The sequence below is a fragment of the Mesorhizobium sp. M7A.F.Ca.ET.027.02.1.1 genome, assembly GCF_004022985.1.
Classification (GTDB): Bacteria; Pseudomonadota; Alphaproteobacteria; order Rhizobiales; family Rhizobiaceae; genus Mesorhizobium.
In genome coordinates this window covers 1-13,453 of the sequence record NZ_RZOL01000156.1, presented here as the reverse complement: position 1 = coordinate 13,453, position 13,453 = coordinate 1, and the positions used below count along the sequence as shown (strand labels likewise).

At 63.0% G+C, this 13,453-nt stretch carries 13 protein-coding genes; 3 read left to right on the top strand and 10 right to left on the bottom strand.

Going from position 1 to position 13,453, the window contains the following annotated elements; all coding sequences use genetic code 11:
• From EN749_RS18135 to EN749_RS18115, 5 genes are all read right to left on the bottom strand, one after another.
• Positions 1-152 (bottom strand): carboxymuconolactone decarboxylase family protein (locus tag EN749_RS18135; protein ID WP_145990941.1); only part of this gene is annotated, 152 nt, incomplete at its 3' end.
• A 42-nt stretch (positions 153-194) separates the two neighbouring features.
• Positions 195-698, bottom strand: a complete 504-nt coding sequence (locus tag EN749_RS18130) for an Rrf2 family transcriptional regulator (protein WP_128363640.1) — start codon at positions 696-698, stop codon at positions 195-197.
• A gap of 330 nt (positions 699-1,028) precedes the next feature.
• A complete protein-coding gene (gene preA, locus EN749_RS18125; RefSeq protein ID WP_127397547.1) occupies positions 1,029-2,342 on the bottom strand; it encodes an NAD-dependent dihydropyrimidine dehydrogenase subunit PreA in 1,314 nt (437 codons plus the stop codon).
• Positions 2,343-2,344: 2 nt separating this feature from the next.
• Positions 2,345-3,709 (bottom strand): NAD(P)-dependent oxidoreductase, encoded by a 1,365-nt coding sequence (locus EN749_RS18120; protein WP_128363639.1) that lies wholly within the window; start codon positions 3,707-3,709, stop codon positions 2,345-2,347.
• A gap of 142 nt (positions 3,710-3,851) precedes the next feature.
• Positions 3,852-4,568 (bottom strand): gamma-glutamylcyclotransferase, encoded by a 717-nt coding sequence (locus tag EN749_RS18115; RefSeq protein ID WP_128363638.1) that lies wholly within the window; start codon positions 4,566-4,568, stop codon positions 3,852-3,854.
• A 165-nt stretch (positions 4,569-4,733) separates the two neighbouring features.
• On the opposite strand from EN749_RS18115, the gene EN749_RS18110 reads away from it, so the two are divergent.
• Positions 4,734-5,510, top strand: a complete 777-nt coding sequence (locus tag EN749_RS18110) for a VOC family protein (RefSeq protein WP_128363637.1) — start codon at positions 4,734-4,736, stop codon at positions 5,508-5,510.
• Between the two features lie 81 nt (positions 5,511-5,591).
• Here EN749_RS18110 and EN749_RS18105 read toward each other — a convergent pair whose 3' ends face one another.
• Positions 5,592-6,080 (bottom strand): hypothetical protein, encoded by a 489-nt coding sequence (locus EN749_RS18105; protein ID WP_127399239.1) that lies wholly within the window; start codon positions 6,078-6,080, stop codon positions 5,592-5,594.
• A gap of 197 nt (positions 6,081-6,277) precedes the next feature.
• Here EN749_RS18105 and EN749_RS18100 point away from each other — a divergent pair, with 197 nt between their 5' ends.
• Positions 6,278-6,670, top strand: a complete 393-nt coding sequence (locus EN749_RS18100; RefSeq protein WP_128289523.1) for a DoxX family protein — start codon at positions 6,278-6,280, stop codon at positions 6,668-6,670.
• 457 nt (positions 6,671-7,127) lie between these two features.
• Here the strand turns inward: EN749_RS18100 and EN749_RS18095 are convergent, their stop codons facing one another.
• The gene (locus tag EN749_RS18095) at positions 7,128-9,554 is read right to left on the bottom strand and encodes an FAD-dependent oxidoreductase (RefSeq protein WP_128363636.1); all 2,427 of its coding nucleotides are present in this window, start codon (positions 9,552-9,554) and stop codon (positions 7,128-7,130) included.
• 57 nt (positions 9,555-9,611) lie between these two features.
• Positions 9,612-11,150, bottom strand: coding sequence for a trimethylamine methyltransferase family protein (locus EN749_RS18090; RefSeq protein ID WP_145990940.1), 1,539 nt, complete (start codon positions 11,148-11,150; stop codon positions 9,612-9,614).
• Between the two features lie 215 nt (positions 11,151-11,365).
• Between EN749_RS18090 and EN749_RS18085 the strand changes: the two genes are divergently transcribed.
• On the top strand, positions 11,366-11,956 hold the full coding sequence (locus EN749_RS18085; RefSeq protein ID WP_128363634.1) for a transglycosylase SLT domain-containing protein: 591 nt from the start codon (positions 11,366-11,368) through the stop codon (positions 11,954-11,956).
• Positions 11,957-12,348: 392 nt separating this feature from the next.
• Here EN749_RS18085 and EN749_RS18080 read toward each other — a convergent pair whose 3' ends face one another.
• Complete coding sequence (locus tag EN749_RS18080; RefSeq protein ID WP_127270554.1) at positions 12,349-12,567, bottom strand: CopG family transcriptional regulator; 219 nt, start codon at positions 12,565-12,567, stop codon at positions 12,349-12,351.
• Positions 12,568-12,638: 71 nt separating this feature from the next.
• On the bottom strand, positions 12,639-13,453 hold an 815-nt coding region (locus tag EN749_RS18075), incomplete at its 5' end, for an ABC transporter ATP-binding protein (protein WP_145990939.1).

Genomic DNA, 13,453 nt, shown 5'->3' with positions numbered 1-13,453 from the left:
CAGTACGAGCAGCCATTGATCTGCGACGCTCTGAGCTTGATCAGGTGCAGCAGGCTCACCTCGAGCCCGCATTCGTCCACCGCCTTGTTGAGCGCCGACACGGCCTTCATGATCTCCGGCGCCTTGGCGAAAAATTGCAGCCTCTGTTTCATCTTCTTGTCCTTTCAAATCTGCCTGGGTTTGGGTCGGCGGGGTTAACTGGATTTCTGCGGCCGCTGGTGGCGCTCGACGAAGGCGCAGCTCGCGGCAAGCGACCTGGGATCGCCTTCTGCCGCATAGGTGGCCACGATATCGGACAGCTTGGTCTCGGCGAGCGCGGCGCGATAGGCGCGCTCGGCCTTCAGCATCGCCGCGTTGATGCCGCAGGGTTTGACATAGGCTGAAGCATCGAGCTTCACCGGACTGCGCTGGCGGATCTCGCCGCAACGGAAGGCCGGCTCGCGGCCCTCGACGGCCAGCACGATGTCGAGCAGCGTGATGCGCTCGGCCGGCCGCGCCAGCCGATAGCCACCGGCAGGCCCGGGCACCGATTCCAGGATGCGCGCGGCGCTCAGCATGTTGAGATGCTTCAGCAGATAGCTAGGCGACAGGCCAAAGGCCTCGGCGAGAGCAGCGCCAGGCATGGTGCTGTTCCCCTCCACACTCGCCAGCGTGGCAGCGCAATGGATGGCTGCCTCAACGCCCTCGCCCAGCTTCATTGGATCGGCTCCTTTATCATGGATACATAGTATCGTGGATAATTCTTAGCTGCAATAGGAAAATGCAGAGTCGTCCGCTTTCGAAAAAGGAATACGTTGGTGATTGGCGAAATCGGCGATGACAGCGTCTTTCTCCCCGTCACTATACGGGGAGAAATGCCCGGCAGGGCAATGAGGGGCGGCGCCAACTTTGATATGAGGTGCGGGCGACTGGTGGGCAGATCATCCCAAAGGTCGCGCTGCCCCTCATCCGCCTGCCGGCCCCTTCTCCCGTAGTGACGGGGAGAAGAGAAGCTGCTGCGCCCTCGGCGCTCTTCTCGTGACGTGTCCCTATTCCGCAGCCACCTTGGCCATCGGATTGTTCGGGTGCGTCGTCCAGTTGGCATAGACCGGCGATACCGGCCTGCCGGTGCGCTGGTCCATCACGCCGGCTGCCAGCGGCTCCATGGTGATGCAGTTCTCGACCGGGCAGACATTGACGCAGAGATTACAGCCGACGCATTCGGCCTCGATCACCTCGAAGTGCCTGATACCGTCGACCATGCTGGTGATCGCCTGGTGCGAAGTGTCCTCGCAGGCGATGTGGCAGCGGCCGCATTTGATGCAGGCATCCTGGTCGATACGCGCCTTGGCGACGTAGTTCAGGTTGAGATACTGCCAATCGGTCACATTGGGCGTGGCGCGGCCGACGATGTCGTTGAGCGAGGCGTGCCCCTTCTCGTCCATCCAGTTTTCGAGGCCCGCGATCATTTCCTGCACGATCTTGAAGCCATAGGTCATCGCCGCCGTGCACACCTGCACATTGCCGGCGCCGAGCGCCATGAATTCGGCCGCGTCACGCCAGGTGGTGATGCCGCCGATGCCGGAGATCGGCAGGCCGCGGGTTTCGGGATCGCGCGCGATCTCGGCCACCATGTTCATGGCGATCGGCTTCACCGCCGGGCCGCAATAGCCGCCATGCGAGCCCTTGCCGTCGATTGTCGGCTGCGGCGCGAAGCTGTCGAGGTCGACACCGGTGATCGAGTTGATGGTGTTGATCAGCGACACCGCGTCGGTGCCGCCGGCATGTGCCGCCCGTGCGGGCTTGCGCACATCGGTGATGTTGGGCGTCAGCTTGGTGATGACGGGCATGCGGGTGTTCTGCTTGCACCAACGCACCACCATTTCGATATATTCCGGCACCTGGCCGACAGCCGCGCCCATGCCGCGCTCCGACATGCCGTGCGGGCAGCCGAAATTCAGCTCGATACCGTCGGCCTCGGTCTCCTCGACCACCGGCAGGATCGCCTTCCAGGCCTCCTCGACGCAAGGCACCATCAGCGAGACGACGATGGCGCGGTCGGGCCAGTCCTTCTTGACCTGCTTGATCTCGCGCAAATTGACCTGCAGGTCTCGGTCGGTGATCAGCTCGATGTTGTTGAGGCCGAGCAGGCGGCGGTCGGCGCCCCAGATCGCGCCATAGCGCGGGCCGTTGACGTTGACTACCGGCGGGCCTTCCTCGCCGAGCGTCTTCCACACCACGCCGCCCCAGCCGGCCTTGAAGGCGCGGATGACGTTGTAGGCCTTGTCGGTCGGCGGCGCCGAGGCAAGCCAGAACGGATTGGGCGACTTGATGCCGACGAAATTGTTTCTGATATCTGCCATGCTCATGCCCTCCCGTTCGAGGTCAGTGCCCGGTTGATGCTCTCCGCAGCGTCGCGCCCCTGCGCGACCGCCGAGACGGTGAGGTCGTCGCCACCGAAGATGCAGTCGCCGCCGGCCCAGACCCTGGCAAGCGACGTACGCCCTTCCGCATCCACCTTGATGCGGCCGGCTTCGAGATCGATCGACGCACCGCTGCCGTTGAGGGCTGCCGGCACAAAACTCTGTCCGATCGCCTTGAACACCTGATCGGCAACGAGCGTCAGCGTCTCGCCGGTGCCGGCAAGCCTGTCGCCATTCATGGCGGTGTATTCGAGTTCGATGCCCGACACTTTGCCGCCCTCGGCGATCACCCGCTTCGGCTGCAGCCAGTGGCGGATGGTGACGCCATTGGCGGCGGCCAGATCCTGCTCGAACTCGGACGCATTCATGTGCTCCTGGCCGCGCCGGTAGCAGATCGTCACCTCCTCGGCGCCGAGCAGCTTCGACTGCACGGCCGCGTCGATGGCCGTCATGCCGCCACCGATGACGACGACGCGGCGGCCAACCGGCAGGCCGGAAAGGTCGCTGGCCTGGCGCAATTCGGCAATGAACTCGACCGCGTTGATGACGCCGTCGGCCTCCTCGCCATCGGCACGCAGCGCATTGACGCCGCCAAGGCCCATGCCGAGAAATACCGCATCGTAGTTGCGGATCAGATCCGACAGCTGATAGTCGCGGCCGAGGGCCTTGCCGTTCTGGATGTCGATGCCGCCGATCGCGGTCACATAATCGACTTCGGCCTGGGCGAAATCGTCGACACTCTTGTAGGCGGCGATGCCGTATTCGTTGAGGCCACCGGCCTTCGCGCGCGCCTCCAGAATGGTCACGTCATGGCCGTGGCGGGCGAGCCGGTGCGCGGCGGCAAGGCCGGCCGGCCCGGCGCCGACCACGGCGACAGTCTTGCCGGTCGGCTCGGCGCGCGGATAAAACTGCTTGTTCTCGCTCATGGCGACATCGGTGGCGTAGCGCTGCAGGCGGCCGATCTGCACCGGCTTGCCTTCCGCCACTTCGCGCACGCAGACTTCCTCGCACAGCGTTTCGGTCGGGCAGACGCGGGCGCACATGCCGCCCAATATGTTCTGGTCGAAGATGGTCTTGGCCGAACCGATCGGATTGCCGGTCGAGATCTGGCGGATGAACAGTGGAATGTCGATCGAGGTCGGGCACGCATTCATGCACGGCGCGTCATAGCAGAAATAGCAACGATCGGATTCGACCAGCGCCTCGTGGTGATCGAGCGGCGGATGCAGGTCGGAAAAATTATCCGCATACTGGTCGGCCGAGAGCCTGCCGCCCGCAATGCCTTCCCTGAATTGGCCTTCTGGCATCGTCAGTTCCCCATGTTATCTTTTGGGGAAGGCTAGCACGTTTTATTTTTTTATCAATTGGTCAATTTTCGGCGCAAGTCTCTGAAAAGGCTGGATAATAACATGATTTTTTTACTCATGTTATCGGAGGCCGAGGCTGCTTTTACAGTGCGAGCGAATGGCCGGGTTCAAGCTTACAGCCATGAATGGTCTTGACCTCCTCTGCGACCAGCTGCTGCAGTCGCCACAGATTGCGGTCATGGATGCCGAACGCCTCGAGGTGGCTGACCATGTTGTAGAGATATTCGGCGCCGGATCCGATATGCCCGCAGGCTCTGGCCAGCACGCTCGCCACTCTGTCCAACGGCTGGTTCAGCGACGTTCCCCTGCCCTTCACGCCGACCCAGAAGCCGAGCGCGCGCAGCGTGCCTTGCGGCGTATGCACCGGCAGCCACCGGACCGTCTCGATGCTTTCGTGGTCGCTGATTTCGCGCCGCAGCAGCCTTTCGACCTGCGCCGGCTTTTCGCCCTCCGGCAAGCGATAGATCACGCCGTTGCAGCGTCCGCCCCGTTCGAGCGCCATCATCAACCCCGGCTGCTCGGCACTGCCCCGCCAACGCACCATGTCGAGGCAGAAAGAGCGGTGCCAGCCAAAGGCCGTGGCGAGTTGTTGCTCGACGGACTCGAATTCCGGCTTCCAGATCAGCGACCCATAGGCGAACACCCATAGCGGCCCCTCATCGGCTTCATTGGACAGCCGCAAGGCAAGGTCTCGAAAGTCCTCGTCGTTCATGTCTGTCCAGCTCGGGTCCGGGCCGGGATCGGCCTCCTCCCGATGGCACAGTGCGACAAGCTCGGGCGTGAGCGACATCAAGCGCATGAACGACAACTCTTCATAGCCGTAGAGAAATCGAAAACCGCTGGGTGCGCAACCAGGGAACGCTTGGCACACACACCCATTGTTTTCCGGGCGGTGTCGGATTCCCGTCGTGAGGATCGTCCTATGATGGACGACGATCACGTATGAAAGGTGAGGAGACCGAAAATGCCAAAAGCCCCGATGCCCTTCTTCTGGTACGAATTGATGACATCAGATCTCGATGCCGCCGAGGCATTCTACACCCAAGTCATCGGCTGGACGGCGCAGCCCTTCGACAAGGCGCCCGGCATGCCGCGCTATGTCGTCATGAATGTCGGCGAACGTGGCGTCGGCGGCCTGATGACCTTGCCTGAGGATGCCGCTAAGATGGGTATGCCGCCCGCCTGGCTTGGCTATGTCCACACCAGGGATGCCGACGCTGCCACGGCATCGCTGGAGAAAGCCGGCGGCACCGTTCACCGCCAGCCCGACGACATTCCGGGCGTCGGCCGCTTTGCCGTCGTCGCCGATCCGCAAGGCGCGACCTTCATGTTCCTGCAGCCGAACGGTCCCGACCAGCCTGTCGTGCCGGCCGGCACGCCGGGTCACATCGGCTGGCACGAGCTTTATACGAGCGACTGGAAAGCCGCGTTCGATTTCTATTCCGAGCAGTTCGGCTGGGTCGACGCCGGCGATTTCGACATGGGCCCGATGGGCACTTACCAGACCTTTACAGCCGGCCCCGAATCCGGCGGCGGCATCATGAACAAGCCCGAGCAGATTCCGGTCCCGGTCTGGCAGTTCTATTTCAATGTTCCGGCCATCGATGCGGCGGCCAAACGGGTGACCGACAATGGCGGCAAGATCCTGATGGGGCCGATGGAGGTCCCGGGCGGCAGCTGGATCGTCCAATGCCAGGACCCGCAGGGCGCGCATTTCGCCTTGATGGCGCCGGTCCGCTGACCGCGATCAACATCGCTGAAACAAAGCGCGTGCTTTCATCGGACTACCGATGAAGGCCTCTATCCCCTGCCTGGCGCCGTCTCATTCCGGCGCCAGCACCGCGACCTTCAGCTCAGCTTTTTTCGCGCCGCTGAACTGGACGGTGGCCGGGCCCGGTGCAAGCTTGAAGCGCACGCTCTTGCGGATGCCAGGGCATGTTTTCACGCCACTATAGCCCGCCGACTTGATGGCCTGGCCGTCCTGGATGACATCGATCCAGGCCTCGCCCGAGAGACTTATCTGGATGGCTCCCTCGGATGGCACCTCCACGCTGGCGACGGCGCCAAACGTGTCCGATGCCGGCGCACGTTCCGGCGCTACCGCAAAACCGGCTTTCTCTACCGGCACCAGCGCCAGGTCCGCAGCCGCACCAACCGCCAGCGCCGCTCCGGACGGCGTTGCCGGTGCTGCGGCAAACAGGGTCTGCTCCCGCGTCACCGGCCACTTGAACGCCTCACAGCCGGCGTCCTCGGCCATGGCGAAGCTGGTGCCTGCGAGGATCGCGAAAAGGCTGATGACGACTTTTTTCATGGCAAAGGCCCCCACACATTCAGGATTGTTGTACACGCATCAATACAACCATAGAGATATTAATGCAACCTTGGCGAGAAAAATTTAATGGCAATTGGGAACATCCCAATCACCGATTGTTGACGGCAGGCCATGCGAAGTGAATGGTCATTCCTGGGCGATAATCTATGGCCGGGCGGATTGAAAATGGAGTCATTATGAAGCTTTTCGAAAGCCTCTCCAGATACCAGCCGCAGGCGCTCGGCGTGTTGCGCATCATGACCGCGCTGCAGTTCATCGAGCATGGCAGCCAGAAACTGTTCAACTTCCCCGTCAGCGCCGATCACCACGCCCTTTCCGGGCTGACCATGACCGCCGGCATCCTCGAATTCGCCGGCGGCATCCTGCTGGCGCTCGGCCTGTTCACGCGGCCGGTAGCCTTCCTTCTGGCCGGCGAAATGGCGATCGCCTATTTCATGGCGCACATGCCGCGCGACTTCTTCCCGGTCAACAATGGCGGCGATTCGGCGATCTCTTTCTGCTTCATCTTCCTCTATCTGGTGTTTGCCGGCGCCGGCGCCTTCGCGCTGGACAACCGCCGCAGCGCCTGACGTCTTGAAAGGGATGCGCGCTCGGGCGCGCCCTTGGAGCCACACGTTGATGGCCTGACCCTGGGCGAGATCGCACGCCTGCAATTGTACGGTTTTAACCCTACGTCCGATCTCGTTGACTCCTTCCGACTGGGAGGCATTTTTGTTTCTCATGGCCGGATGCACGCTTCAATTACTGATAGACCGCGGCACTAAGATCACGATGCATTGTGCCCATTGCAGTTACACCCAAGCGCTCGATCTTGAGTTGTTGCGCAACAGGTACGGACCGGAAGCCTCGGCAATGCCAGCTGACCTATTGCCGAAGATGAGATGCCGGGTGTGCGGCAGGCCGCACTGTGGGTCTCAGCTACGCTCCCGATCTCGCAAGCATTGCCGACATGGGCCGCAGCCTTGCTGATGCAAGGCCGGTGATGGCCACTAGTCGCGGCTGTAGCCGCAGGCATCTCTGCGGGAGTCAGGCACGCATCCGTTCGAAATTGGCGTCGAAAAGCGGCACCGCCTGCATGCGTGCCGTATGGCGCTTGCCCAGCAGTTCGATTTCGAAGCCGTCGCTCTCATCTGCGATCTCCTTCGGCACATAGCCGACGGCGACGGACTTCTTCGAATGATGTGCATAGCCGCCCGACGTCACCCAGCCGCGCACGGCGCCATCGAACCAGATCGGCTCGTCGCCAATGACATCGGCATCGTCGGCATCGACGATAAAGGCGCGCAGGCGCAATTTGCCGCCCTGCCTGCGCTCGGCCAGCGCCGCGGCCTTGCCGATGAAATCGGCGTCCTTGCCGTAAGCAACGAAGCGGTCGAGCCCCGCTTCCAGCGGCCCGTAGATCGGCCGGTACTCGCGCCCCCATGAGCCGTAATTCTTGTCCAGCCGCAGCGCATTGAGCGCGCGCGAGCCGAACAGGCCGATGCCGAATTCCTCGCCCGCCGCCATCAGCGCTTGATAAGCGGCGCGCTGATATTCCGGCGCCACCCAGATCTCGTAGCCGAGATCGCCGGTATAGCTCACACGGCCGACCAGGCACGGCGCCATGCCGATATCCATCCGGCCAATGGCCATGAAGGAAAATGCCGCATTGGAGACATCCGAGCGCGTGGCCTTTGCCAGCACATCCCTCGCCTTCGGGCCGGCGATCGACAGGCCGGTGAGCTTCGCGCCCAGCGCCTCGATGCGGACCGATCCGTCGTCAGGCAGATGCTTCTCGAACCAGCGCATATGGTATTGCTCGGCGATGCCGGAGCCGGCGAGGAACCAGCCATCCTCCCCGAGATTGGCCAGCGTGAAGTCGCCGATCAGCCTGCCGTCTTGCTTCAGCATCGGCGCCAGCGTCATGCGGCCGGGTTTCGGCAGTTTGCAGGCAAGCATCCGGTCGAGCCAGGCCGACGCTCCCTCGCCCGTCGCCTTGTATTTGGCGAAGCTCGAAATCTCGGACAGGCCGACGCTGTCGCGTACCGTCGCGACCTCCTTGGCGACCTGCGTAAAGTCGCTCGAGCGGCGCCACGAGAATTCGTCCTTGACGCCTTCCGGTGCGTACCACAGCGGCACTTCCAACCCATAGGCAACGCCCCATTGCGCACCCCCAGCAGACAGCAGATCATAGATCGGCGTCGTCTTCAGCGGCCGCCCGGCTGGCAGCTCCTCATTGGGGAAGCGGATCGAAAAGCGCCTGGAATAATTCTCGCGCACCTTGGCGTTGGTATAGGCCATCGTCGCCCAGTCGCCGTAGCGCGCGACATCCATCGCCCAGATGTCGGCGCCGGGATCGCCCTCGATCATCCAGTTCGACAAAGCGAGGCCGACGCCGCCGCCTTGCGAAAACCCGGCCATGACACCGCAGGCGACCCAGAAGCCCGGCAGGCCACGCACCGGCCCGACCAGCGGGTTGCCGTCCGGCGCAAAGGTGAAAGGCCCGTTGATGATCTGCTTGATGCCGGTGTTCTGGAAGGCGGGGAAATGGCGGAAGCCGACCTCCAGCGACGGCGCGATGCGGTCGATGTCCGGCTCCAGCAATTCATGGCCGAAATTCCATGGCGTCTGGTATTCGGACCACGGCTTGTTGGCCTTCTCATAGGTGCCCATCAGCATGCCGCCGCGCTCCTGGCGCAGGTAAAGCTCGCCGTCGAAATCGACCGCATGGATGATCTCGGTGCCGGTCTTGGCGTTCCAGGCGGCGACCTCAGGCATGTCCTCGGTGATCAGGTACATGTGCTCCATGGCAAGCACCGGCAGTTCCAGACCAACCATGCGGCCGACCTCGCGCGCCCACAGGCCGCCGGCATTGACGACATGCTCGGCCACCACCTCGCCCTTGTTGGTGATGACGCGCCATAGCCCGTCGGGCCGCCGCACGATGTCCTCGACCTTGGTGAAGCGCTCCACTTCCGCCCCAAGTTTCCGCGCGGCCTTGGCATAGGCATGGGTGACGCCTGAGGGATCGAGATGGCCGTCCTCCTTGTTCCTGACCGCGCCGACGAACTGCTTGGGATCGAGCAGCGGCATCAGTTCGGCCGCTTCGTTGGGCGAGATCTCCTCGAGCTCGATGCCGAGATAACGGCCCTTGGCGACGACACCGCGCAGCCAGTCCAGCCGCGCCTCGGTTGCCGCCAAAAGCACGCCACCGGTCAGATGCACGCCGGTCGCCTGGCCGGAAAGCTCCTCGATCTCCTTGTAGAGGTTGATCGTGTATTTCTGCAGCTTGGCGACGTTGGGGTCGCCGTTGATGGTGTGCATGCCGCCGGCCGCGTGCCAGGTCGAGCCGGACGTCAATTCGTCGCGCTCCAGCAGGACAACATCGGTCCAGCCGTGGCGGGCGAGATGGAACAGCACGGAGCACCCGACGACACCGCCGCCAATGACCACGACCTTTGCATGCGATTTCATGAGTTTTGCTCTGTTATCAATGAGTTGGATGGGTGAGTGGATTCAAGCTGGGAGGCATCACGGCTCGCCCTGCCCGATCGCTTCCTTGCGCCTGGCCATGTAAGCCTCCAGCGCCTCGCGCACGGCGATGTCCATCACCGGCTCGACATAGTCCTCCAGCGCCTTCTTCCACAGCCGCGTCGCGCGCGCCGTCGCGTCGAGACCGCCGGCTTCCTGCCAGGCCTCGTAATTCTGCCAGTTGGACAGCATCGGCTGGTAGAAGGCGGTGGCGTAGCGCTCCAGCGTGTGCGGTTCGCCGAAGAAATGGCCGCCGGTCGGCACCGCACCCAGGGCTTCGACGGCGAGCTCGGCCTCGTTGACCTCGATCGGGCGCAGGAACTCCATCATGTGCTGGATCATCTCGACATCGATGATGAGTTTTTCGAACGACGCCGTCAGCCCGCCCTCCTGCCAGCCGGCGGCGTGATAGACGAGGTTGCCGTGGCCGAGCACCGCGCCCCACAGCGCCATCAGCGTCTCATAGGCGCCTTGCGCGTCGGCGGCATTGGAGGCCGAGCCCGGCGTCGTGCGGTACGGCAACCCGTAGCGCCGCGCCAGTTGGCCCGACGCGATGTTGGCCTTGGTGTTCTCCGGCGTGCCGAAGGCCGGCGCACCGGACTTCATGTCGACATTGGAGGTGAAGGCGCCATACATCACCGGCGCGCCCGGACGGACAAGCTGTGTCAGCACGACGCCGAACAGCGCCTCGGCATTCTGCTGCGCCAGAGCGCCGGCGAGCGTCACCGGGCTCATCGCCCCCATCAGCGTGAACGGCGTCACCGCCACCGACTGGCCGAACTCGGCCATGGTCATCAACCCCTCGGCCATCATCTCGTCGAAGCGGCGCGGCGAGTTGACCGAGATGATGGTGGTGATGCCGGGATCGTCGCGCATCTGGTCGAGCGTCAGCCCACGCGAAATCGCCATCATCTCGATGCCGTCCAGCGCCCTGCCCCGGCCGATCGCCGAGACATGGAAACTCTTGTCTGTCAGCGTCAGATTGGTGAAGTAGGTGTCGAGATGGCGGGAGTTTGCCGGCAGCTCCACCGGTGCGCAGACCTGGTTGCCGAGCATGTGGATGCAGTTGAAATGCTGCGCCAACCGGGTCAGATCCGAATAGTCGCGCAAATTGCCGGCACGGCGGCCGCGCTCCATATCGTGCACATTCGGCGGCCCGGCAACCAGCGTGAAATTGATGGTGTTGCCGCCGAGATGGATGGCGTTGGCCGGATTGCGCGGCGTCAACACATAGCTGGACTGCGTGGTCTTCAGCACGTCTTCGATCAGGCCGCGATCGATGCGGACATTCGCCGATGCATGATCGACCCTGGCGCCAGCCTTCTCGAACAGCGACAGCGCCCGCGGGCTCATCACTTCGATGCCGAAATTCTCCAATATGTGCATCGACGCCTGGTGGATCTGCTCGATCTGGTCGGGCGACAGCATGGCCATTGGCGGATAGGGATTTGTCACCCGCCTGAGCGGCAGTTGCGGGATGGCCGACGGGCCCCTGTTGCTGGTGCGCTCGGCGCCGCGTTTGCGTCTTGGTTCGTTCATGCCCGGCATCAAAGCCCCGGCAAACCGGGCAAGCTGTCAGAAATACGCCGTTTGCGGGCGTGATTTTAGCCACGGCGGCATTTCTGTAATATCTATTTAGAGAAAGCGACGAAATACGTCGGATTGCTGACACAAATCCCTCAAGCGACTGCTTGGGCGAAGCGTTAACGGACGCTGCAAGATTCCCTTTATGATTTCGGCCTATTGCTGCGCCAATGCGTAGTTCGAGTTTTAGTAAAATTGGTGCGGTTTGCGTGCTGCTGGCGCTTTCGGCCTGCGCCACGCCGCCCAGCCACATCAACAATGTCTGTGCCGTCTTCGACCAGAATGACGGCTGGTTCGACAACTGGCAGTCGGCCGCCGAGCGCACACAGCAGAAATACGGCATCCCCGTTCCCGTGCTGATGGCGACGGTCCGCAAGGAATCCGGTTTCAAGAGCAATGCAAGGCCGCCGCGCACCAAGCTGCTCGGTTTCATTCCTTGGAAGCATGTCTCGTCGGCCACCGGCTTTTCGCAGGCGCTGGACGGCACCTGGTCGCAATATCAGCGCGAGACCGGCAACTGGGCGGCCCGGCGGACGAAATTCGCCGACGCCGTCGACTTTGTCGGCTGGTATCACTCCAAAACGGCAGGCACGTATGGCGTCGCCCGCAACGACACCTACAACCTCTATCTCGCCTATTATCTCGGCTGGACCGCCTATGGCCGCGGCAACCGGGGCGATGCCGGCGTCCAGGGCTATGCCCGGGCCACCGACAAGATGGCGCGGGACTACGCGCAGCAACTGAGCGAGTGCGGCAATTGAACTAATTCCGGGCATGAGCATTTCAACCACCCGCTGATGGACGGCATGCCTTGCCGACTAGCGGCAAACGCTCATCGCTTCGTCATCCACGGGCGGAGCAAGGAGCGCAGCGACGCAGCGCAGACCCCTGGAGCTGCTCCGCAGCCCAAGGGATCCATGCCGCGACTTCAAATCGCCGCCGCGGGCAGAAATTGTGCTCCGCTGCGCCCTCGGCTGAGGTCGCGGCATGGATCCCAGGGTCTCCGCGACGGAGCTTCGCTCCTGCTACGCCCTAGGATGACGAAGTTTGGGGAGGCTCCAGCCAATCCCGAATGCCAGCGATGGTCCACCGAGGGAAGACATCTTGCTGCCGACAGATCCCCAACCCTGCCAGATCCTCTGTTCCAGCGCGGCTAGTCGCGAAGCGCATTGACCGTTTCGAGATCGACCATCGGCCCGCCGGGCCGCGACGAAAGCAAGGGAATGCCGTTACGCTCACCGCCCGCCTGCGGCGGACGCAGCGAACGGCGAACCAGATCGGAAATGACTTCGCCCACACTGCGATCCTGCTGCCGCGCCATAGCTTTGGCGGCAAGAAGGACATCGTCATCGATTGCAAGTGTCGTTCTCACAATTCGCCCTCCCTCCAAGCATCAAACATCACGCATCACATGGCGCAGCATATGAAATTGCGTGATGCCGGTCAGTTCGGTTTCCTGGGCTTGCTCGGCTTTGGAGAACGGCCGGTTTCCGAAACCTCGTCGCGGACCTCGTGACGGCGGGCTTTCGAAACGGCTTCGGCCTCCTCGGCAGCCTGCCCCACCGCATCGGCTGCCGCGCTGCCCGTCTTGCCGCGCGGACGTTTTGGCGGCGTGCCGGCAAAACCGGGGCCATCGCCGTGCGGCGCGTCATCCGGCACGCCTTCGTGCGCGGCGTGTTCCTTGTCGAACTTGATCACCGGCTCCATCTTGGCCAGCACGTCGTCGGAGAGCCAGCACAGGCTCATATGGCCGTCGCCGAGATGCTTGACCGGTGGCACCTTGGTCTCGCAAAGATTATCAGGCACCAGCTTCTTGTAGCCGCAGCGGGTCTGGAACGGGCAGCCGGACGGCGGGTTCATCGCCGAGGGAATGTCGCCCTCCAGCACGATGTGCCGCTTGACCACGCTGGTGTCAGCGATCGGGATCGCCGACAGCAGTGCCTCGGTATAGGGATGGTAGGGCGGCGCGAAGATCTGGTCGGTCGTGCCTTGCTCGACAATATAGCCGAGATACATGACCACGACGCGGTCGGCGATGTAGCGCACGACCGACAGATCATGGCTGATGAACAGCATTGTCGTCTTATTCTTGCGCTGGATGTCCATCAGCAGTTCGGTCACCGCCGCCTGCACCGAAACGTCGAGCGCCGACACCGGCTCGTCGGCCACCACCACCTTGGCGTCGCCGGCAAAGGCGCGCGCCACGCCGATGCGCTGCTTTTGGCCGCCCGATAGCTGGCGCGGCTTGCAGGATTCGA